At 62.2% G+C, this 19,559-nt stretch carries 22 protein-coding genes and 1 pseudogene; 15 read left to right on the top strand and 8 right to left on the bottom strand.

Features of this window, described 5'->3' with window-relative positions; translation table 11 throughout:
- The first annotated feature begins 82 nt into the window (after positions 1–82).
- From PPUTUW4_RS09685 to PPUTUW4_RS09675, 3 genes are all read left to right on the top strand, one after another.
- Positions 83–487: an antitoxin Xre-like helix-turn-helix domain-containing protein gene (locus PPUTUW4_RS09685; RefSeq protein ID WP_015094462.1), complete on the top strand. Its 405-nt coding sequence runs from the start codon at positions 83–85 to the stop codon at positions 485–487.
- The gene (locus PPUTUW4_RS09680) at positions 481–1,173 is read left to right on the top strand and encodes an RES family NAD+ phosphorylase (protein ID WP_015094461.1); all 693 of its coding nucleotides are present in this window, start codon (positions 481–483) and stop codon (positions 1,171–1,173) included. The genes PPUTUW4_RS09685 and PPUTUW4_RS09680 overlap by 7 nt, the downstream gene beginning before the upstream one ends.
- Before the next feature lie 236 nt (positions 1,174–1,409).
- On the top strand, positions 1,410–1,772 hold the full coding sequence (locus tag PPUTUW4_RS09675) for a hypothetical protein (protein WP_015094460.1): 363 nt from the start codon (positions 1,410–1,412) through the stop codon (positions 1,770–1,772).
- A gap of 69 nt (positions 1,773–1,841) precedes the next feature.
- Here PPUTUW4_RS09675 and PPUTUW4_RS09670 read toward each other — a convergent pair whose 3' ends face one another.
- From PPUTUW4_RS09670 to PPUTUW4_RS09655, 4 genes are all read right to left on the bottom strand, one after another.
- On the bottom strand, positions 1,842–3,410 hold the full coding sequence (locus tag PPUTUW4_RS09670; protein ID WP_015094459.1) for an MFS transporter: 1,569 nt from the start codon (positions 3,408–3,410) through the stop codon (positions 1,842–1,844).
- A complete protein-coding gene (locus PPUTUW4_RS09665) occupies positions 3,407–4,492 on the bottom strand; it encodes an HlyD family secretion protein (protein ID WP_015094458.1) in 1,086 nt (361 codons plus the stop codon). Before PPUTUW4_RS09665 ends, PPUTUW4_RS09670 begins: the two co-directional genes overlap by 4 nt.
- Positions 4,493–4,587: 95 nt before the next feature.
- A complete protein-coding gene (locus PPUTUW4_RS09660; protein WP_015094457.1) occupies positions 4,588–5,001 on the bottom strand; it encodes a cupin domain-containing protein in 414 nt (137 codons plus the stop codon).
- A gap of 43 nt (positions 5,002–5,044) precedes the next feature.
- The gene (locus PPUTUW4_RS09655) at positions 5,045–5,797 is read right to left on the bottom strand and encodes an SDR family oxidoreductase (protein WP_015094456.1); all 753 of its coding nucleotides are present in this window, start codon (positions 5,795–5,797) and stop codon (positions 5,045–5,047) included.
- Between the two features lie 217 nt (positions 5,798–6,014).
- Between PPUTUW4_RS09655 and PPUTUW4_RS09650 the strand changes: the two genes are divergently transcribed.
- The 7 genes from PPUTUW4_RS09650 (at position 6,015) to PPUTUW4_RS09620 (ending at position 14,732) form a co-directional block, all read left to right on the top strand.
- Entirely contained in the window at positions 6,015–7,613 is a 1,599-nt protein-coding gene (locus PPUTUW4_RS09650; protein WP_227698117.1) for a winged helix-turn-helix domain-containing tetratricopeptide repeat protein, read from the top strand.
- A gap of 302 nt (positions 7,614–7,915) precedes the next feature.
- Positions 7,916–9,289 carry a glutamine synthetase family protein gene (locus tag PPUTUW4_RS09645; protein ID WP_015094454.1) on the top strand — a complete coding sequence of 458 codons (1,374 nt, stop codon included), beginning with the start codon at positions 7,916–7,918 and terminating at the stop codon, positions 9,287–9,289.
- A gap of 7 nt (positions 9,290–9,296) precedes the next feature.
- Positions 9,297–10,688, top strand: coding sequence for an aldehyde dehydrogenase family protein (locus PPUTUW4_RS09640; RefSeq protein ID WP_015094453.1), 1,392 nt, complete (start codon positions 9,297–9,299; stop codon positions 10,686–10,688).
- Between the two features lie 3 nt (positions 10,689–10,691).
- Positions 10,692–11,852: an iron-containing alcohol dehydrogenase gene (locus PPUTUW4_RS09635; RefSeq protein ID WP_015094452.1), complete on the top strand. Its 1,161-nt coding sequence runs from the start codon at positions 10,692–10,694 to the stop codon at positions 11,850–11,852.
- A 163-nt stretch (positions 11,853–12,015) separates the two neighbouring features.
- The gene (locus PPUTUW4_RS09630; protein ID WP_015094451.1) at positions 12,016–13,569 is read left to right on the top strand and encodes an amino acid permease; all 1,554 of its coding nucleotides are present in this window, start codon (positions 12,016–12,018) and stop codon (positions 13,567–13,569) included.
- A 218-nt stretch (positions 13,570–13,787) separates the two neighbouring features.
- Positions 13,788–14,078 (top strand): hypothetical protein, encoded by a 291-nt coding sequence (locus PPUTUW4_RS09625; RefSeq protein WP_041475004.1) that lies wholly within the window; start codon positions 13,788–13,790, stop codon positions 14,076–14,078.
- A gap of 81 nt (positions 14,079–14,159) precedes the next feature.
- Entirely contained in the window at positions 14,160–14,732 is a 573-nt protein-coding gene (locus tag PPUTUW4_RS09620) for a chorismate mutase (RefSeq protein ID WP_015094449.1), read from the top strand.
- A gap of 66 nt (positions 14,733–14,798) precedes the next feature.
- Here the strand turns inward: PPUTUW4_RS09620 and PPUTUW4_RS09615 are convergent, their stop codons facing one another.
- Entirely contained in the window at positions 14,799–15,764 is a 966-nt protein-coding gene (locus tag PPUTUW4_RS09615; protein ID WP_015094448.1) for a helix-turn-helix domain-containing protein, read from the bottom strand.
- 104 nt (positions 15,765–15,868) lie between these two features.
- Here PPUTUW4_RS09615 and PPUTUW4_RS09610 point away from each other — a divergent pair, with 104 nt between their 5' ends.
- The 5 genes from PPUTUW4_RS09610 (at position 15,869) to PPUTUW4_RS09590 (ending at position 18,279) form a co-directional block, all read left to right on the top strand.
- Entirely contained in the window at positions 15,869–16,438 is a 570-nt protein-coding gene (locus tag PPUTUW4_RS09610; RefSeq protein WP_015094447.1) for a thioesterase family protein, read from the top strand.
- 77 nt (positions 16,439–16,515) lie between these two features.
- A complete protein-coding gene (locus tag PPUTUW4_RS09605; RefSeq protein WP_015094446.1) occupies positions 16,516–16,890 on the top strand; it encodes a hypothetical protein in 375 nt (124 codons plus the stop codon).
- A complete protein-coding gene (locus PPUTUW4_RS09600; RefSeq protein ID WP_007988375.1) occupies positions 16,887–17,087 on the top strand; it encodes a helix-turn-helix transcriptional regulator in 201 nt (66 codons plus the stop codon). Before PPUTUW4_RS09605 ends, PPUTUW4_RS09600 begins: the two co-directional genes overlap by 4 nt.
- Before the next feature lie 27 nt (positions 17,088–17,114).
- Positions 17,115–17,858, top strand: a complete 744-nt coding sequence (locus PPUTUW4_RS09595) for an SGNH/GDSL hydrolase family protein (protein ID WP_015094445.1) — start codon at positions 17,115–17,117, stop codon at positions 17,856–17,858.
- Positions 17,851–18,279 (top strand): nuclear transport factor 2 family protein, encoded by a 429-nt coding sequence (locus PPUTUW4_RS09590; RefSeq protein ID WP_015094444.1) that lies wholly within the window; start codon positions 17,851–17,853, stop codon positions 18,277–18,279. The genes PPUTUW4_RS09595 and PPUTUW4_RS09590 overlap by 8 nt, the downstream gene beginning before the upstream one ends.
- A 129-nt stretch (positions 18,280–18,408) precedes the next feature.
- Here PPUTUW4_RS09590 and PPUTUW4_RS30605 read toward each other — a convergent pair.
- The 3 genes and pseudogenes from PPUTUW4_RS30605 to PPUTUW4_RS09580 form a co-directional block, all read right to left on the bottom strand.
- Positions 18,409–18,507, bottom strand: a pseudogene (locus PPUTUW4_RS30605) (agmatine deiminase family protein); the annotation flags it as partial.
- Positions 18,508–18,557: 50 nt separating this feature from the next.
- On the bottom strand, positions 18,558–18,947 hold the full coding sequence (locus PPUTUW4_RS09585) for a cytochrome c family protein (protein WP_015094443.1): 390 nt from the start codon (positions 18,945–18,947) through the stop codon (positions 18,558–18,560).
- 190 nt (positions 18,948–19,137) lie between these two features.
- Positions 19,138–19,530: a DUF1801 domain-containing protein gene (locus PPUTUW4_RS09580; RefSeq protein WP_041474820.1), complete on the bottom strand. Its 393-nt coding sequence runs from the start codon at positions 19,528–19,530 to the stop codon at positions 19,138–19,140.
- Positions 19,531–19,559: the final 29 nt, after the last annotated feature.

Raw genomic sequence — 19,559 nt, 5'->3', positions numbered from 1 at the left:
GTTGTCCGCTGGTCGAACCGACTTGCTCTACAGATTCATAATACCTATCTTTGAGTCTATAGAGGCAAGACAGGTATTGATCATGGCCGTCCCCCTGCAACCCCAATCCTTCAGCAAAAACCAATGCGTCACCGGCCTGCGCGCTGCGGTGAGCATTCTGGAAAAGTGGCAGGCCAGCAGCGACCAGGCCTGTCGCATCCTGCGCATTTCCCGCAGCACCTACACCCGGGCGCGGCAGCGCGATGTGGAGTGGGCTGTGGCGCTGGATGCGGACCAGATGCAGCGCATCAGTTTCGTGTTGAACATTCATGCGACGTTGCGCCTGGTGTTCGACAACCCGGACAACGTGTACGGCTTTGCCTCGATGGCCAATGACAATGAGTTTTTCAATGGCCGCAGCCCGTTGGAGATCATGGCCCAGGGCGACATGATTGCGCTGTATGAAACCTTCCGCCGCATCGACATGTTGCGGGGTGCGCAATGGTGATGGCGAGTGAGCTGGCGGTGTTTGCCGGTCAGTCGCTGCAGGCCTATCGGCTGGTCAATTCGAAGTTTCCGCCCATTGCGTTGTTTGATGACGTGGCGGACGCGGATGAGTTTGAGGTGCTGTTCGAGATTCAGGCGCTGACCAATCCGCGGTTGAAGAATGAAGTGGGTCAGCTTGAGTTGATTGCGCGCAGCGAGATCCCGTTCGGGATTGCCGGTTGCTCTTACGCCATCGCGCCGTTTACCCATGTGAATCCGGCGGGGTCGCGCTTCAGTGACGGCAGTTTCGGGGTGTTGTACCTGGCGGATTCGATGGAAGCGGCGCTGGCCGAAGTGCGGCATCACCAGGCTCTGTATTGGTCGAAGGTGCCGAGCCTGAACTATGAGCGGTTTGTGTTTCGCGGGTTGGCCTGTGCCTTTGGCGATGGCGGGATAAAGGACGCCACCGCCCTGCCGCTGACCGATCCGGTGTATGCGTCGGACGATTACAGCCATTCCCGCGTGCTGGGGCGGGCGGTGCGGGACGCCGGTTGTCCCGGTTTGCGTTATCACTCGGTGCGCATGCCGGGCAGTCATTGCTGGGCGTTGATGACGCCGAGGCCGGTCTCGTCGATTGTGCAGACGGCGCATTACGAGATGGTGTGGAATGGGCAGATCACCAGTGTCAGCCAGATCAGCGAGGCTTGAGCCCCGTTGTCAGGCACATGAAAACCTGTGGGAGCGAGCTTGCTCGCGATTGCTGAGTGTCAATCGACACAGATATTGAATGTGAAACTGCCATCGCGAGCAAGCTCGCTCCCACATGGATCTGCGATCCATTGACCGCATCGATAGTCACCATCAGTTCAATGAAGTTCTCTTAAAAAATCCCCGGCGTAACATCTGCTCCATACCAACCCATAAGCACCCCGGAGCACACCATCATGAAACGCCAGACCCTCCTCAGCATCGCTTTCTCGGTTTTCGCAGTTAACGCTTTCGCCGCAAACTCTGCTCAACCCGTGGTCGCTGAAGGCGGCTCGGATCGTCTGATTGAAAGCCGTGTGGCTGAAGGTGGTTCTGATCGCCTGATCGAAAACCGCGTCGCCGAAGGTGGTTCCGATCGCCTGATCGAAAACCGCGTTGCCGAAGGTGGTTCCGATCGCCTGATCGAAAACCGCGTCGCCGAAGGTGGTTCCGATCGCCTGATCGAAAACCGCGTCGCCGAAGGTGGCTCCGACCGCCTGATCGAAAACCGCGTCGCCGAAGGTGGCTCCGACCGTCTGATCGAAAGCCGCGCTGTCTGAATGCAGGGCTTTACCGCAGGACTCAATGAAAAGCCCGGCCTCAACCGCCGGGCTTTTTCGTGCGGGTGATCAATTCGTCCGTTGTTCATGCGCTTTCGCATAGCGCGCCAGGCCAATCTTGATGCCAACCAGCATGGGCGCGGCAAAGACGAACAGCAGGGCCACGGCGAAGAACGCCGTGTCGAAGGCAATCACCGTGGCCTGACCTGACACCGCCTTGCCCAGCAGGCTGGTGGCTGCCCCGCCAGCGGCCAACGGGTCCATGCCCTTCCCCGCCAGCATCGCGGTGGTGGTCGTCAGCCGCTCGATGAGCGCGTGCCCACCCGCAGTGACGTGGGTGCCCAGGACCACGCCGTTGCTGACTGCGTGATGCTCGATCAGGGTCTGCAGTCCGGCGACGCCCATCAGGCCGCCGAACTGACGCCCCGTATTGAACAGGCCGATGCCGCTGGCCAGGTTGCGGCTGTTGAGGTGGGTGAAGGCAATCAGTGTGATCGACAGAAACAGGAAGCCCAGGCCCAGGCCGCGCAGCAGGATGGCCGCCATCATGTCATCGTTGCCGCTTTCGCTGGTGGAGCCGGACAGCATCCACATCGCCGCCATGATCAGCAGGATGCCCAAGGGCACGGTGGCCACCGGCGGCACGCGGCGGACCTGGAACAACCAGGCGGCGATGAGCAGCGAACCGACAAAAAAACCGCCGCTGGGCAACAGCAGCAGGCCGGCATCGGTCGGTGTGAAGGCGAGTACCGACAGGGCAAATGCCGGGATCAGGTAGGCGCTGCCGAACAGCGCGGCACCGGCGACGAAACTGACGATAAAGGCAAAGGTGAAATCGCTCGATTTGAACAGGCTTAAGTCAAGCAGCCCCTGGCCTCCGGTAAGGACCTGTTGGCCGATAAAGCCCAGCAGCGCGGCGGTACCGATCACCGTCAGCACCAGAATGCGCGGTTCCTCGAACCAGTCCCAGCGGCTGCCCTGGCTGAGCACATAGGTGAAACAGAACAGGGACGCACAGAGCAACGAGAACCCGAGCCAGTCAAACGAAGGTTGCCGGCCCCTGGCGGGCATGGGGTGGTCGGCGATGAGCAAGAGGCCGGTCGCTGCCAATGCCAGCGGCACCACGCTGAAGAAAATCCAGGTCCAGGACTGGCTGTCGATCAACCACCCTTGCAGGGCCGGTGCGAGGGTCGCGGACGCAACCACGGCCGCCATGGCGAACAGGGCTTGCAGGATCGGCTGAAGGGCGCGCGGATAACCGCGAAAGATGATCGCCTGGCCCGCCACCAGCAAAGCACCGCCGGCGAAGCCTTGCAGGATGCGCAGTGCGATCAGCAGCTCCAGCCAGGCGCTGACGGCAGCCACGCAGCACGCCAGACCCATGACCAGGGTGGCGCCGATGAGCACGTTGCGTGGAGAAAAGCGCTGCATCAGCCAAGGGGCGAGCATGAACCCGATCAGCTTGAGGGCGATGTAGCCGACATCCAGCCAGGCGAACTCGTCAGGCGTGGCATAGGTGTCGCCGATGATGTCGCCGCGTCCGAGGGCGAGCACGGTGCTGGCGATCGCCTCGGTCAACGCGGCCAGGACGATGCCCGCGATCAGCAGCACGCCGGTCGTCGGCCTGGCGCGACTCATGAGCCGGCCCCTTGCGCAACCTCTACCCGCGCGGACAGCCCCGGCACGATGCGCCCCGGCAGCGGATTGTCAGCCAGGCGGATCTTCACCGGAACGCGCTGTACGACACGTACGAAGTTCCCGGTGGCATTGTCGGGCGGCAGCAGGCTGAACGCCGAACCACTGCCCGGTGCAAAGCTGTCGACCACGCCGGCCAGTGCCGCATCGGGATAGCCATCGACCGTGACGCGCACGGGCTGACCAGGGCGAATCTGTTCGAGCTGGGTTTCCTTGAAATTGGCCACGACCCACACATCGTTGACCGGCACGATATCGAGCAGGGCGACACCCGGCGTAACGAAGCGGCCGAGGCGAACCTGACGATTGCCGACTACGCCATCCACCGGCGCATGCACCACGGTGTGGTCGAGATCGATCCGGGCCAGATCACGGGCCGCTTCAGCCTGAGCCACCGCTGCCACGGCCGCTTCTCTTTGCGCGACAAACACAGTGATGCGTTGCTGTTGGGCCTCGACCGTTGCCGAAGCGGCCGATACCGACGCCACGGCTCTGGATTGTGCCGTGCCGGTTTCATCGACCAGTGCCTGGCTCACGGCGTTGCTGACGATCAGTTTGCGGCTGCGGTCGTGGGTCTTGGCCGCCAGGCTCATGTCGGCGGTGGCCGAGCGTCTTTGCGCTTCAGCCTGCCTGATCAGCGCATGCTGAAGCCGGATCTGCGCGTCGACATGGGTCAGGTTCGCCCGGGCGGCGCTGACATTGGCCTCGGCTTGCGCAAGTCTGGCGCGATAGTCGCGGTCATCGATACGGAACAGCACATCACCCGCGCGCACGGCCTGGTTGTCCTTGACCTCGAGCGCCGTGACATAGCCGGCGACCTTGGCGGCCAGCGAGGTGACATCCCCGCGGACATAGGCGTTGTCGGTCGAGGTCACGCCACTGGAATACGCCATGACGCCCCAAGCCGCCACGACCACCACCGCCGCGACACACAGCAACAGGCCGATGGTCTTGCGCTGGCTGCGCCGCACCACGACCACCGGCGTTGCGGTGGCAATGGCGGCCTTGTCCTGGAGCGAGTTCATTTTTTCATATCCTGTTCAATGCCAAGAGCCAGGCAGCCACGGGGCGGCAGGGTCTGCCGCCCGGCTGTCGAGCCTTCATGAGCGGGTTGATCGGCTCACTGCTTGATCGGTGTGACGAGCACCTTTTCCTCGGTGTCGAGGACGAACACCGCCAACAGGCGTGCCGGTTGGGTGTCACTGGCGTTGGCGCTGACCAGGTGCACGGAACCCGGCTCCTCTACGAAGTTTTCGCCGACCTTGTAGATATGTTCCGGCTGGCCTTTGACCTGGATGCGAAACGAGCCTTCCAGCACCGTCGCATAGATGAAAGCCGTTTTCGGATGGGTGTGGGCTGGCGACGCGGCACCCGGCCCATACTCGACGACCACACCCCTCATACTCTTGCCGGGGATATTGGGAATGGGACGGTCGAACACCACCGTCACCTTGCCGGGGGGCGGCTCGGCGGCCGAGGCGGCGCTGATCGAGAGCGCTGCGAACACAGCGGCCATTAGCAATCGGGTAACCATGGGATGTCTCCTGGATGCATAGGGAAATGAGAGGTGAGATCCGTTACTGCGCTGTCGACCGGGCCAGCCAGTCGTCGAAGCGAATCGCCCCCAGGCGTGCGTTCTTGCCGGTGACCAGCGATTGATCGTCGAGCACGGCGCCGAAGTAACGGGCATGTACATCCGGCACGACCTTGCGGCTGTCCTGGGTCGCCCGCAGATAGCGCCTGGCCAGTTCGTCGATCGGCATGGTTTCCGGGCCGCCCACTTCAATCGTGCCATTGACCGGTGCTGCCAGCACGACATCGGCCAGCGCCGCTACCACGTCGTCGGACGCAATCGGCTGGATCAGCGCCGGCGAAGCATGAATCTCATCGCCGACGGTGAACGACTGGACAATGCCGGCGGCAAACTCAGAGAACTGCGTGGCACGCACAATGGTGTAGGGAATGCCGGACGCCTTGATAAGGGCCTCCTGCGCGACCTTGGCCCGGAAGTAACCGGTATCGGGAAGCCGTTCGCTGCCGACAATCGACAGGGCCACGTGATGACGAACCCCGGCGGCGGCTTCGGCGGCCAGCAGGTTACGACTGGAGGTCTGGAAGAAATCGAGAACGGCCTGGTCCTCCCACGACGGCGCGTTCGCCACGTCGACCACCACGTCAGCACCATCCATCGCTTCGGCCAGGCCTTCGCGGGTGATGCTGTTCACGCCCGTGCTGGGGCTGGCGGCGAGCGCATCATGGCCGCGCTCGCGAAGGGTGTTCACAAGTTTCGATCCGATGAGGCCGGAGCCTCCGATGACGACGATCTTCATGACTGTTCTCCACTTGTCGACTGCAACCATTGCGTCGGTGTAGAGAGATTGCCTGCACGGGCAAGGCAAGTCCTTGCGCCGGGCTTGGGTTTGCCTTGGCGAGCGCTTGGATTTTTGTCCAAGGCAACTGACGGTCGTCCAGCCCCCTTGCCGCTGACGGTGCAGCGGCTGTCGAGCTGCCGTATCATCCTTTTCAGTCACAACCAGCCGCCTGGGGATGCCCGTCTTGCCATTCAGTTTTGAAGATTACGTACTCGATCAGGAACGCCGGGAGCTGACCCTGCGCGGGCAAGTCGTGGCCGTCGGACCGCAGGTCTTCGACCTGTTGCTGCTGTTCGTCAACAATCCCGACCGCGTCGTCAGCAAGGACGAATTGCTCAAGGCGGTGTGGGGCGACCGGATCGTTTCGGAATCGACGATCACCAGCCACATCAATGCCGTGCGCAAGGCCATCGGCGATACCGGTGAGGAGCAGCGCCTCGTACGCACCGTCGCCCGCAAAGGCTACCGCTTCGTTGGCCGGATCAACGGCGACTTGACCGGGCAAGCGCGACAGCCCGAAGACGATGAACGCCCGACCGCCGCCCCGAAGCCAATCCCCTCCCCTGCGCTGGTCCTGCCGGAAAAACCCTCGATCACCGTCCTGCCCTTCCAGAACCTGAGCGGCGATCCGGAGCAGGAATACTTCGCCGACGGCGTCGTGGAGGACATCATCGCCGCCCTGTCGCGTCTTCGCTGGCTGTTCGTCATCGCGCGCAATTCGAGCTTCACCTACAAGGGCCAGACGGTGGACGCCCAAGGCGTTGGCCAGGCGCTGGGCGTTCGCTACGTGCTCGAAGGCAGCGTGCGCAAGAGCGGGAACAAGCTGCGCATTACCGGGCAACTGATCGACGCGACAAGCGGCACGCACATCTGGGCCGAGCGCTTCGAAGGCCTGCTGGACGATATCTTCGAGCTGCAGGACCAGATCACCGAAAGCGTCGTCGGCGCGATCGCGCCGCAACTGGAGCGGGCAGAAATCGAACGCGCCAAGCGCAAGCCGACAGAAAGCCTGGACGCCTACGACTACTACCTGCGGGCCATGGCCAAACTGCACAGCGGCAGCCGGGAAGCCATCGAGCAGGCGCTGCCGATGTTCTACCAGGCCATCGAACTCGATGGAGAATTTGCCTCAGCCTATGGCATGGCTGCCTGGTGCCACTTCTGGCGCAAGCTCAATGGCTGGATGGTCGATCGGCCTGCGGAAATCGCCGAGGGCATACGGTTGGCGCGGCTGGCGGTGGCCCTGGGCCGCGATGATGCCGTCGCGTTGACCCGGGGCGGACATGCGCTGGCCCACCTCGCCGGCGAAGTCGACGGCGGCATTGCACTGCTCGACCGGGCACGCTTGCTCAACCCCAACCTCGCCCCCGCCTGGTTTCTGGGCGGTATCCTGCGGGCGCTGCGCGGTGAAACGGACGCGGCCATCGAGCATCTGAACCATGCCGTTCGCTTGAGCCCGCTGGACCCGGAAATGTTCAGGATGCAGGTCGGCATGGCGCTGGCGCATTTCTTCGCCGGGCACTTCGATGCCGCAGCGGGCTGGGCGGACAAGGCACTGGGTAACCTGCCCAGCCTGCTGGTCGCCGCGGCACTGGTGGCGGCCAGTCATGCGCTCGGCGGTCGAATGGACAAAGCGAATCTGGCGATGCAACGCCTGCAAGCGCTGGATCCCTCTTTGCGCCTGTGCACCCTCAAGGACTGGCTGCCCATTCAACGGCCTGAGGATTTCGCCCGCTTCGTCGATGGATTGCGCCTGGCGGGATTGCCGGAGTAAACGCGAGCACCCTTGACCTGTAGGAGCGAGCCTGCTCGCGATGGTCGTCAACGATGACGCGGGTTACCTGATTAAACGCGGTGTCCTGAAGTCCATCGCGAGCAAGCTCGCTCCTACAGGGGACCAGGGGCCAGGTCGTGCATTAGCTTTTACCTGGCAAAACTTGCACATTGCAACGGTAGGCTAAGCTTTGAGCAACTCGTTGCTCATGATGCTCGGTTCTGCAGGTTTTGGGTGTTTCTGGAGAGCGTCTGCAACAGCGATCTCAGACTGGCCAAAACCTTTCACGCAGGATTGCCGTGATGACCGAGCCCCTCCTCAGCTTTGATGCACTCAAACGCGCCGCTGCCGCCGGCGAAATCGACACCGTGCTGGTCTGCATGGTCGACATGCAGGGACGCCTGGTCGGCAAGCGCTTCCAGGTCGAGTTTTTCATCGACAGCGGCCACGAAGAAACCCATTGCTGCAACTACCTGTTGGCCGACGACATCGACATGGAGCCCGTGCCGGGTTACGCCGCGGCCAGTTGGAGCAAGGGCTACGGCGATTTCGTGCTCAAGCCTGACATGTCCACCCTGCGACGCGTGCCCTGGCTGGAATGCACGGCGCTGGTGCTGTGCGACGTGCTCGATCATCACCATCGCCAGGACCTGCCCCACAGCCCGCGGGCGATTCTGAAAAAGCAGGTCGAGCGTCTGCGCGAGCGTGGCTATACCGGCATGTTTGCCTCGGAACTCGAGTTCTATCTGTTCGATGAGAGTTACGAGGCGATCCACAAGCGCAACTATCACAAACCGAAAACCGCCGGCCATTACATCGAGGACTACAACATCCTCCAGACCACCCGCGAAGAGCCGGTGCTGCGGGCGATTCGCAAGCATCTGCAGGCCTCGGGCATTCCCGTGGAAAACTCCAAGGGCGAATGGGGCCCCGGCCAGGAAGAGATCAACATCCGCTACGCCGATGCCATGACCATGGCCGACCACCACGTCATCATCAAGCACGCCTGCAAAGAGATCGCGCAGTTGCAGGGCAAGGCGATCACCTTCATGGCCAAGTGGCGCTATGACGCCGCCGGTTCCAGCAGTCACATCCATAATTCGTTGTGGGACAAGAACGCGAAAAAGCCGCTGTTCTTCGACGCAAAAGCCGAATTCGGCATGTCGAAACTGATGCGTGCCTGGGTCGCCGGGCAGCTCAAGTACGCCAACGACATCACCTGTTTTCTCGCGCCCTACATCAACTCCTACAAGCGCTTCCAGGCCGGCACCTTTGCGCCGACGCGGGCGGTGTGGAGCCGCGACAATCGCACCGCGGGCTTCCGCTTGTGTGCCGAAGGCAGCAAGGCCATCCGCATCGAATGCCGCATCGGCGGCGCCGACCTCAACCCCTATCTGGCCTTCGCCGCGTTGATCGCGGCGGGCCTGGCCGGCATCGACGAAAAGCTCGATCTCATCCCGCCATTCGAAGGGGATGCCTACCAGGACGAGCATTTGCCGGAAGTGTCCAAGACCCTGCGCGAGGCGAGCGCCGCCCTCAAGGCCTCCGGCATGTTGCGCGAGGCGTTCGGCGATGAGGTGGTCGACCATTACGTGCACACCGCCGAGTGGGAACAGAAAGAGTACGACCGGCGAATCACCGACTGGGAACTGCAGCGCGGCTTCGAGCGCTATTGAGAACATCATGACTGCGAAGGTGCAATTGATCTCCCCGGTCGATGGCCGGGTGTACGTCGAACGAGAGATGGCCGATGCGGCGCAGGTCGAGCAGGCGCTGACGGCCGCTGCCAGCGCACAGGCGGCATGGCAACGCCGCTCACTGAGCGAACGCGCAGCATTGTGCAGCGCCGCAGTGGACGCGATGTTGTCGATGCAGGCGGACATCGTGCCGGAACTGGCCTGGCAGATGGGTCGCCCGGTGCGTTATGGCGCTGGCGAACTGCGCGGTTTTGCCGAACGCGCCCGGCACATGATCGCCATCGCGCCGCAAGCGCTGGCCGCTGTAGAGCCGGTGCCTGTGGCGGGTTTTCGACGCTACATCAAGCGCGAGCCGCTGGGCACGGTGCTGGTGGTCGCGCCGTGGAACTACCCCTATTTGACGGCGGTTAACACGATCATCCCGGCGTTGATGGCCGGCAACAGCGTGATCCTCAAGCATGCGTCGCAGACGCTGTTGGTGGGCGAGCGTTTCGCCGAGGCCATGCGCCGCGCCCATCTGCCGGATGGCCTGTTCCACAACCTGCTGCTCGATCATCGGCAGACCGCCGCGATCATTGATTCGGGCCGGGTGCAGCAGGTCAACTTCACCGGCTCAGTCGATGCCGGCAAGGCCATGGAAAGCGCCGCCACGGGACGCTTCATCGGCGTGGGCCTGGAGCTCGGCGGCAAGGATCCGGCCTACGTGCGGGCTGACGCCAACCTCGAGCATGCGGTGGAAAACCTGGTGGACGGCAGTTTCTTCAATTCCGGGCAGAGTTGCTGCGCCGTGGAACGCATCTACGTCGACCAGAAAATCTTCCCGGTATTTGTCGAGCGCTTCGCCGAACTGACCCGCCAGTACGTGCTGGGCAACCCGCTGGACGAAGCCACCACCCTCGGTCCGATGGTGACACCGGGTGCCGCGTTTTTCGTTCGTGGCCAGATCGCCGAAGCACTGGCCCAGGGCGCGACGGCGCTGATCGATCCGCAGGTCTTTCCCGCCGACGTGCCGGGCAGTGCCTACCTCGCGCCCCAGGTCCTGGTCGATGTCAGCCATCAAATGTCGGTCATGCGCGATGAGAGCTTTGGCCCGGTGGTCGGCATCATGCCGGTGGCCAGCGATGACGAGGCCATTGCCTTGATGAACGACAGTGAGTTCGGGCTCAGCGCGTCCATCTGGACCCGGGACCTCGCAGCGGCCGAACGTCTGGGCAACCAGGTCGCCACCGGCACGCTGTTCATGAACCGCTGCGATTACCTGGACCCGGCGCTGGCCTGGACCGGCGTGAAGAACAGCGGGCGCGGCGTCACCCTGTCGCCACTGGGCTACGAGCACCTGACCCGAGCCAAATCCTTTCATCTGCGTCACGAGGTGTAGACCATGAACCTGACTGGAAACTGGAACTACCCCACGAGCGTTCGGTTCGGCGTCGGGCGCATCGCCGAGCTGGCCGACGTCTGTCGCAGCCAGGGGATCCAGCGACCCTTGCTGGTCACCGACAGCGGCCTGGCCCGCGCACCGATCACCACGGCGGCACTGGACGCGCTGCGCGCCGCCGGCCTGGGCGTCGCGTTGTTCTGTGACCTCAAGCCCAATCCGGTCGAAGCCAACCTGGCCGGCGGGCTCGACGCCTGGCGCGCCGGTAAACATGACGGTGTGATCGCATTCGGCGGCGGCAGTGGCCTGGACATGGGCAAGCTGATTGCCTTCATGAGCGGCCAGACCCGCCCGGTATGGGACTTCGAAGACATCGGCGACTACTGGACCCGCGCCGACGACAGCCGCATTGCCCCGGTCATTGCCGTGCCGACCACGGCGGGGACCGGCTCGGAAGTCGGTCGTGCGGCAGTGATCATCGACGAACGCACCCACACCAAACGCATCATCTTCCACCCGAAAATGATGCCGCGCGTGGTCATCAGTGACCCGGCCCTCACCGTCGGCATGCCCGCCAAGGTCACCGCCGGCACTGGCATGGACGCGTTATCCCATTGCCTGGAAGCGTACTGCGCCCCCGGTTTTCATCCCCTGGCCGATGGCATTGCGGTGGAAGGTATGCGCCTGGTGGCCAACGCCCTGGTGAAAGCGGTACACACGCCGTCGGACCTCGAGGCGCGCGCGCAAATGCTCGCGGCGGCGGCCATGGGCGCCACGGCATTCCAGAAAGGCCTGGGCGGGATGCATGCGCTCTCCCATCCGGTGGGTGCGCTGTACGACACCCATCACGGCATGACCAACGCCACCTTCATGCCCTATGTCCTGCAATTCAATCGCACGGCCATCGAGGAGCGCATCACCCGCCTGGCGGCGTACCTGCGCCTGCCCTCGCCGGGGTTCGACAGCTTCCTGGCCTTCGTCCTCAAGCTGCGCAAGGACATCGGCGTGCCCCATACCCTGGTTGAACTGGGCGTGGATGACCGGCAGGCCGACCTGATCGCTGACATGGCGATTGTCGACCCCTCTGCAGGTGGCAACCCGCTGCCTTTGACCCGGGACGGTGTGGCAAAGATTTTCGACGCGGCACTTCACGGCCGTCTGTAGGAGCGAGCCTGCTCGCGATGGACGTCAACGATGATGCGGGGAGCCTGACACCCCGCGTCGTCCTCCAGTCCATCGCGAGCAGGCTCGCTCCTACAGAAAACCAAGGTCGAGCCTACGGCGGCTCAGTTCGGCCTGTCCAATACCTGAAAAGGGGCATACAACAATGAACCCAACAAGCCAGCCGGGCACCGACACCCACGACGAGGACGTCAAGGTGCTGCACAGCATGGGCTACGCCCAGCAACTCTCACGACGAATGGGGGTTTTCTCCAACTTCGCCATTTCCTTTTCGATCATCTGCATCCTCTCCGGTGGTATCAACTCACTGGCCCAGGGCACCTCGGGCGCGGGTGGCATATCCATCGGAATCGGCTGGCCGATCGGCTGCCTGATCTCCGGGGTATTCGCCATGGCCATGGCGCAGATTTCCTCGGCCTACCCCACCGCCGGCGGCCTGTACCACTGGGGCTCGATTCTCGGTAACCGCTTCACTGGCTGGCTGACCGCGTGGTTCAACCTGCTGGGACTGGTCACGGTGCTGGGCGCGATCAACGTCGGCACCTATTACTTCTTTTTCGGTGCCTTCGGACCGGCACTGGGCATGGAGGACACGACCACGGTCAGGGTGATTTTCCTGGCAATCCTCACGGGCCTGCAGGCCTTGTGCAACCACTTGGGTATCGGCCTGACCGCCAAGCTCACCGACTTCTCCGGCTACCTGATCTTCGCCACGGCGCTGGCGCTGACCATCGTCTGCCTGATCTCGGCACCCAGCTATGAATTCGCGCGGTTGTGGACCTTCGGTAACTATTCCGGCGAAGCCGGCGGCAGCGTCTGGCCGCAGGTCTCCAACGGCTGGGTTTTCATGCTCGGCCTGCTGTTGCCGATCTACACCATCACCGGCTATGACGCCTCGGCGCATACCTCCGAGGAAACCCGCAACGCGGCCATGTCGGTGCCGCGCGGCATGGTCATGTCGGTGGTCTGGTCGTTGCTGTTCGGCTGGCTGATGCTCAGTGCGTTCGTGCTGATGCTGCCGAGCATGGACGAAGCGGCCAAGCAAGGCTGGAACGTGTTTTTCTGGGCCATGAACACCCAGGTCAACCCGACCTTGAAACTGGTGCTTTTCGTGGCAATTTTCATCTCGCAGGTGCTCTGCGGGCTGGCCACCGTCACCTCGGTTTCGCGCATGATCTTCGCCTTCTCCCGGGACGGCGGCCTGCCCTGCTCCAAAGCCCTGTCCTCCGTCTCGCCGACCTTTCGCAGCCCGGTGGCGGCCATCTGGACCGGTGCCACCCTTGCCGTACTGTTCGACTGGGGCTCGTCGGTGATCTCGGTCGGGGCAACGCCGGTCTACACGATCGTGGTGTCCTGCACGGTGATCTTCCTGTTCTTCTCCTTCGCCATCCCCATCGTGCTCGGCCTGTTTACCTACGGGACGTCGAAGTGGCCGACCATGGGCCCATGGAACATGGGGCGATTCTGGTACTCGGTGTTCGCCATCCTCTCGATCCTGTCGATGATCATCATTTTCGTCATCGGCATCCAGCCACCGAACGATTGGGCGCTATACATCACCATCGGCTTCCTGGTGCTGACCGCCATCGTCTGGTTCGGTTTTGAAGCCCGGCGCTTCCAGGGGCCACCGGTGGGCGACATGATCGTCAAGCGCCAGGCTGAAATCGCGGCGGCGGAAGCGGCGTTGAACCGGAAATAGAGCGAGCAATGAGTAACCTGTGGGAGCGAGCTTGCTCGCGATGGCGGCGTGTCAGGCGCCATGGATGCTGGATGTGCCAGCCTTATCGCGAGCAAGCTCGCTCCCACAGGGTTTGTGGTGTTCCAACGCTTGGCTGACTGGCATTAGCCACCTCTGCCAGGCTTTTTTGTATGGCGATGATTTATCCTGTGCCCCCCGATTTCTTCCCGGAGACACCTGTGCCCGCCCTCACCGCCCGCGAGGTTTACCAGCCGTTGCGCGATGCCGCCCAGGGTATTCGCACCTTCAAGCGTATCGATGAATACTGCACGTCGAACCTTGTACAGGTCGACATCGACGGCTGGCGCCTGACGCTCGACGTCGACACCGGCCACTTGCGCCACTGCCTGCACGGCCAATGCCCCGATGGCCGCGAGTATGCGTTCGACAGCGGGCAGCGCTTCGGCACCGACCCGGTGAGTTTGCTCAGCACCTGGGAGCTGGCGCAGATTGAGCGGTTGCTGGCCTGAATCATTCGCAACCTGTCGTTCCCTGGCCGCACTTGTGATACACAAGCCGGAATGATTTCTGCGTCCAAGGAGATTCCGCCCATGCCCCGTTCCCCACGCCTTTCGCACTGGCTGGCTTGCGCCCTGCTCGGTTTGTTCGCTGGCGTTGCCCAGGCCGGCACGACGGCCCCGGCACCCGATGCCCTGCAACCCTTGCTGGCGACGATGAACGAGCGCTTGAACATCAGTGAGCTGGTGGCGCTGACCAAGTGGGACAGCGGCAAACCGGTCCAGGACAATGCCCGGGAAGCGCAAGTCATCGCCAACGCGCGCAAGCAGGCGGACCAGCGCAAGCTCGACCCCGACGATGTCGCCGACCTGATTGCGGCCCAGATCGAAGCCAGCAAACTGCTGCAATACGGCCGACTCGCGCAATGGCAAGCGGCGCACAAGGCACCGGACACGCCACGACCGGACCTCAACAACGACATCCGGCCCAACCTCGACAAACTGCAGAACCTGCTGCTCACGCAGTACGCCGCGTTCCTGCCCTACCGCAAAGACCCGAACTGCCCGCAATGGCTGGCCACCGAACGCTCGGCGCTGATCAAGGATTACCTGCATGGCCAGGCGATGATTCGTGCGACGGGCGAATTGTGTGTTGTGGGTCGATGACAGCGAAGTGATCCAGACGAAGAGCCCGGCCCAATCTGTCGGGCTTTCATGGACGCGCTTTGCTCTTCAGTTCGCTGCCGCTTGGAACCGCTTGCGGTAAGCCGCCGGCAGTAGCCCGACGCGTTGTTGAAACAGCCTGCGAAACGAGTTGCCATCCTCGTAGCCCACCGCATAGGTGATGCTGTCCAGCGTCATGCGTGTGGATTCAAGCAATTGCTTGGCCTTTTCCAGGCGCAAGGTCTGCAGGTAGGCAATCGGCGTGTAGCCGGTGGCGTCCTTGAAACGTCGCTTGAAGTTGCGCACGCCGAAGCCGAATTGTTGGGCCACATCATCGATCAACAACGGCTGATCGAAGTGTTCTTCCAGCCAGTATTGCACCCGCAGGATATCGCCATCACCGTGGCTCTTGGGCATTGACCACATCACATACACCGACTGCTCGCTGCGCACCGAGTCGACCAACAGGTACTTGCCACACTTTTGCGCCAGTTCCAGTGACGCAAAGCGACGCACCAGGTGCAGCAACAGGTCCATGGCCGCACTCGCGCCGCCGCTGGTGACCACGCGATTGTCCTCGCAAATGATTTGCCCTTCGTCCAGCAACGCGTGGGTATAGCGGCGACGGAAAAGCTCGGCAAAAGCCCAGTGCGTAGTCGCACGGGTGCCGTTCAATAGCCCGGCCTCACCCAACATGAACGCCGCCGTGCACATGGAAGCCACCACCGCACCTTGGGCGTGCTGCTCACGCAGCCACGGTCCATAGGCGCAAAAGGCCGGCAAGGCATCCTTGAGGGTGAAGAGGAATCCCGGGATCAGGACCAGATCGGTTCGCGGGATCTCGCCAGTGGAACGGTTCACATGCAACCGCTGCCCGCCCCAGGCGGCGACATCGGCGCCATCGAGCGAAGCGCTGACCACCCTGAACGGTGGTGGGTCGCTATCGGCGAACAGGTTGGCAGCACTGAGCACTTCCAGGGCCATGGTTGCGCTGGCGGTGGAGCATTGATCCGCCAGTAACAAGGTGATGTGCATTGCGACTCCATTGCGCTTTTCGCATGTAAAATGTCATTTGCGCACCTACCTTAGCCGATTTACAAGGCCTAAAGTGCAGCCATCAACCCAACGGTGGCGCACTTATGAATCTCTGGTTTCGACTTTTCCTCATGCTGTTGCGTCGCCCGTGGCGCAAACCCGTGGACGCCTCGGCGACCACCGTTGTGCGCATGCGCGTGTGGCCGCTGGATCTGGACCTCAACCGGCACGTCACCAACGGTCGCTATTTCACGCTGGCAGACATCGGGCGAATGGATTACGTACTGCGCAGCGGGGCCTTTCGTGTGGCGCTTCGTCATAAGGCCGTGCCGATTGTCGGCGATACCTGGGGCAAGTTCCGCCGAGAGTTGCGCCTGTTCGAAGCCTTTGAAATACATACCCGTATGCTTGGCTGGGACGACAAGTGGAGCTTTATGGAGCACCGTTTCGTCAGCAAGGGCCGGGTGGTCGGCGTGGTGGTGATGCGCGGTCTGTTCCGCGCGGGTAGAGGCACGGTGGCACCCGGTGAATTCGCGCTGGAGCTGGGTTTGCCAGAGCAATCGCCGTCGATGCCGCCATGGTTGACGGACTGGTCGCGTAACTGCAACGACATGAGCCATCAGTTGCGTACACAAGAGGCTCCGCCTGCGCGGCAACCGGAGACAGTCGGCTGACCGCGATGTAAAACACCCTTTACATTCGTGAAATCCCCGGCGAAGATGTAAAGGGTCTTTTACATCAGGAAGAAGCAATGAAACGCTATTACATGGAAATGGGCGCCGCAGCAGCGCTGTACTCGGTACTGCTGATCCTGTCGGTTATCCTGCTCAAGGATCAGCAGGAAATGGCCATGGCGCTGAAGATCGTCATCACGCTGTTGCCGGTGATTCCTGCGGGGCTGATGTGTTGGGCAGTGGTGCGCAACATGCGCACGCTGGACGAAATGCACTTGCGTATCCAGTACGAAGCGCTCGGTTTTGCCTTTGCCGCTTCGGCGCTGCTGACCTTCACCTACGGCTTTCTGGAGAATGTCGGCTTTCCACATGTGTCCTGGGTCTGTGTGTGGCCAGTGATGGGCCTGATGTGGATGGTCGGGCTCAGACTGGCCAAGCGGCGCTACCAATGAAAAACCGTCTCAAGGAACTGCGTGCCGAACGCAAGTGGTCGCAGGTCGATCTGGCGGCGTTGTTGAATGTTTCGCGGCAGACCATCAATGCCATCGAAAATGGCCGCTATGATCCCAGCCTGCCCTTGGCGTTCCAGATTGCCCGGGCATTTGCGCTGCCTATCGAAAGTATTTTCGATGACGAGTTCGCCGGCTAATCTCTCTCTTCAATCAGGCGCCTGCCCATGAGCCATACGGAAACCCTCGCCAAAATCCTGCTCGGCCCGTTGCTGCTGATTCAGGGCCTGTACACGCGACGGGTGACGCCGAAGCTGCCGGAGGCCGAAGGTGAACGCCAAGGCGTGGCCGGCAGCGGCGATGTTCTGCGGTTGTTGATTGTCGGCGACAGCGCCGCAGCGGGTGTGGGGGCGGCGACTCAAGGTGAGGCGCTCAGCGGTCGGCTGGTGGAGCGCCTGGTCGAGGATTATCAGGTGTCATGGAAACTCTGGGCGCGCACCGGCCTGGATTCGCAAGGGTTGCTGGAGCTGCTCGAACAGCACGCCCCCGAGCCGTTCGATGTGGCGCTGTTGTCGATTGGCGTCAACGATGTCACCAGCTCGCTCACCCTGGATCAGTGGCTCGCTCGGCAACAGCGCTTGATGAGGCTGTTGTGCGACAGGTTCGCGGTGAGGCAGATTGTGGTCTCGCCGCTTCCGCCGATGCATTTGTTCCCTGCCCTGCCGCAGCCGCTGCGCTGGTTTCTGGGGTTCAGGGCGCGTTGTTTCAACGCACGGCTTGCGGATCTGGCCGCAGGCGTGGATCAATGCACGATGCTGACCACCCCGCTGGCACCCGAACCGGGCTTGATGGCCAGCGATGGTTTTCATCCGGGGCCGATGCTCTACCTGCAATGGGCCGACGATGCCGCCAGGGTTATCGATCAACGCTTTCGCACCACAACAATAAAAACAGGAGTTGAAGATGTCTGAGCTGAACCTGAACCCCAATGTCGCCGCGTCCATGAAGCAGTGGCACGCAATGCTCGGCAACCGCGACTTGAGCGCTTTGCCCTTACTGCTCGATCCGCAGGCGGTGTTCCGCTCGCCGATGGCGCACACGCCGTATCCGGGGGCGCCAGTGGTGTCGATGATCCTCAACACGGTCATGAACGTGTTCGAGGATTTTTCCTATCACCGCGAGCTGGCGACGGCGGATGGCTTGAACGTGATTCTCGAATTCAGCGCCAGAGTCGGCGATAAAGAGCTCAAGGGCATCGACATGATCCGCTTCAACGAACAGGGCAGGATTGTCGAGTTTGAAGTGATGGTGCGGCCGCTGAGTGGCTTGCAGGCGTTGGGTGAGGAAATGGGGCGGCGCCTCGGTGCTTATCTGAAGGCCACAAAAGCCTGAGTCAGCAAATTACCCTGTGGGAGCGGGCTTGCTCGCGAAGGCGGTGAAACAGTCGATAGAGATGTTGACTGACACTCCGCTTTCGCGAGCAAGCCCGCTCCCACAGGTTTTGTGTGCAACCTGGAGTCTTCACGCTATCGGCTGATGGCTGGTCACGCAGTGAATCCCCCCACCACCGGCGGAGATCGCGTCGATGTCGAGCCGTACCACCTTGCCGTTAGGGTTGAGCAACACTGACTCGGTGGTGATCGGGTTTCCACAAGGCCGCCGGCGAGTGATTACTGCGCCGGAAACGTTTGCAGATAGGCCAACAGGTCTTCGATTTTTTCCGGGTCACTGAGGCCCCAGAAAATCATGCGCGTGCCAGGCACCACTTTCTTCGGCGCTTCAAGGTAGGCGATCAGGGTTTCGCGATCCCAGACCAGGTTGGCGGATTTCATCGCGTCGGAATACACATAGTCCGTGGTGACGGCGGATTGGCGGCCGATCACGCCATTGAGCTGCGGGCCGAAGAAAGCGCGAGCCGATTCGCCGATCTGATGGCAGCCGCTGCAGAGGCGCTTGTACACTTTCTCCCCGGCCTGGACATCGCCCCCAGCAAGGGTGGGTGTGCTGAACAGGCCAGCGCTGAGTGCCAGGGCGAGGGCCAGGGCGGCGATTTTCTTCATGTTGCGTTTCCAGTCTGCGATGGCTCGCTATTGGAACATGACAGCTGAGGTTCTCCAAAACAGTCAGGTGGGCACGGCCCAATGTGGGAGCGAGCTTGCTCGCGATGAGGGAGTGTCAGTCGACATCAAAGGTGCCTCACAGATCGCTATCGCGAGCAAGCTCGCTCCCACAGGGGGGCTGTGTACTGAGTTACTTTTTGGTTCGGGAGGTATTGAGCTCAATGGCCGCTTGAATCAACGCCGTCAGCGCCGCTTCATCGATCTGCTCGCCCTCGCGGATATCAATCGCCCGTCGGGTATTGCCTTCAAGGCTTGCATTGAACAGCTTCGACGGATCGTCCAGCGACGCGCCCTTGGCGAAGGTCAGCTTCACCACCTGCTTGTAAGTCTCGCCGGTGCAGAGGATGCCGGCACGGGACCACACCGGCACACGCCACTTCCACTCTTCGATCACTTCGGGGTCGGCCTGCCGGATGATCTTGCGCAGGCGGGCCAGGGTTTCGCCGCGCCAGTCGGCCAGTTCGCGGATTCGCTCGTCGATCAGCGCCCAGGCTTCGTTTGATTCAACCTTGTCCGTTTTCATCACTGTCTGCACCCTCATCATGATGGTTG

It is taken from the genome of Pseudomonas sp. UW4, from assembly GCF_000316175.1.
In the GTDB taxonomy this organism is placed as follows: Bacteria; Pseudomonadota; Gammaproteobacteria; order Pseudomonadales; family Pseudomonadaceae; genus Aquipseudomonas; species Aquipseudomonas laurylsulfatiphila.
This window is presented reverse-complemented; position numbering and strand designations above follow the sequence as displayed.

What these genes read in the sequence shown, in the direction of transcription:
- PPUTUW4_RS09685 (WP_015094462.1), top strand. Translation starts at nt 83, where the DNA reads ATGGCCGTCCCCCTGCAACCCCAATCCTTCAGCAAAAACCAATGCGTC.
- PPUTUW4_RS09680 (WP_015094461.1), top strand. Translation starts at nt 481, where the DNA reads ATGGTGATGGCGAGTGAGCTGGCGGTGTTTGCCGGTCAGTCGCTGCAG.
- PPUTUW4_RS09675 (WP_015094460.1), top strand. Translation starts at nt 1,410, where the DNA reads ATGAAACGCCAGACCCTCCTCAGCATCGCTTTCTCGGTTTTCGCAGTT.
- PPUTUW4_RS09670 (WP_015094459.1), bottom strand. Translation starts at nt 3,410, where the DNA reads ATGAGTCGCGCCAGGCCGACGACCGGCGTGCTGCTGATCGCGGGCATC.
- PPUTUW4_RS09665 (WP_015094458.1), bottom strand. Translation starts at nt 4,492, where the DNA reads ATGAACTCGCTCCAGGACAAGGCCGCCATTGCCACCGCAACGCCGGTG.
- PPUTUW4_RS09660 (WP_015094457.1), bottom strand. Translation starts at nt 5,001, where the DNA reads ATGGTTACCCGATTGCTAATGGCCGCTGTGTTCGCAGCGCTCTCGATC.
- PPUTUW4_RS09655 (WP_015094456.1), bottom strand. Translation starts at nt 5,797, where the DNA reads ATGAAGATCGTCGTCATCGGAGGCTCCGGCCTCATCGGATCGAAACTT.
- PPUTUW4_RS09650 (WP_227698117.1), top strand. Translation starts at nt 6,015, where the DNA reads ATGCCCGTCTTGCCATTCAGTTTTGAAGATTACGTACTCGATCAGGAA.
- PPUTUW4_RS09645 (WP_015094454.1), top strand. Translation starts at nt 7,916, where the DNA reads ATGACCGAGCCCCTCCTCAGCTTTGATGCACTCAAACGCGCCGCTGCC.
- PPUTUW4_RS09640 (WP_015094453.1), top strand. Translation starts at nt 9,297, where the DNA reads ATGACTGCGAAGGTGCAATTGATCTCCCCGGTCGATGGCCGGGTGTAC.
- PPUTUW4_RS09635 (WP_015094452.1), top strand. Translation starts at nt 10,692, where the DNA reads ATGAACCTGACTGGAAACTGGAACTACCCCACGAGCGTTCGGTTCGGC.
- PPUTUW4_RS09630 (WP_015094451.1), top strand. Translation starts at nt 12,016, where the DNA reads ATGAACCCAACAAGCCAGCCGGGCACCGACACCCACGACGAGGACGTC.
- PPUTUW4_RS09620 (WP_015094449.1), top strand. Translation starts at nt 14,160, where the DNA reads ATGCCCCGTTCCCCACGCCTTTCGCACTGGCTGGCTTGCGCCCTGCTC.
- PPUTUW4_RS09615 (WP_015094448.1), bottom strand. Translation starts at nt 15,764, where the DNA reads ATGCACATCACCTTGTTACTGGCGGATCAATGCTCCACCGCCAGCGCA.
- PPUTUW4_RS09610 (WP_015094447.1), top strand. Translation starts at nt 15,869, where the DNA reads ATGAATCTCTGGTTTCGACTTTTCCTCATGCTGTTGCGTCGCCCGTGG.
- PPUTUW4_RS09605 (WP_015094446.1), top strand. Translation starts at nt 16,516, where the DNA reads ATGAAACGCTATTACATGGAAATGGGCGCCGCAGCAGCGCTGTACTCG.
- PPUTUW4_RS09600 (WP_007988375.1), top strand. Translation starts at nt 16,887, where the DNA reads ATGAAAAACCGTCTCAAGGAACTGCGTGCCGAACGCAAGTGGTCGCAG.
- PPUTUW4_RS09595 (WP_015094445.1), top strand. Translation starts at nt 17,115, where the DNA reads ATGAGCCATACGGAAACCCTCGCCAAAATCCTGCTCGGCCCGTTGCTG.
- PPUTUW4_RS09590 (WP_015094444.1), top strand. Translation starts at nt 17,851, where the DNA reads ATGTCTGAGCTGAACCTGAACCCCAATGTCGCCGCGTCCATGAAGCAG.
- PPUTUW4_RS09585 (WP_015094443.1), bottom strand. Translation starts at nt 18,947, where the DNA reads ATGAAGAAAATCGCCGCCCTGGCCCTCGCCCTGGCACTCAGCGCTGGC.
- PPUTUW4_RS09580 (WP_041474820.1), bottom strand. Translation starts at nt 19,530, where the DNA reads ATGAAAACGGACAAGGTTGAATCAAACGAAGCCTGGGCGCTGATCGAC.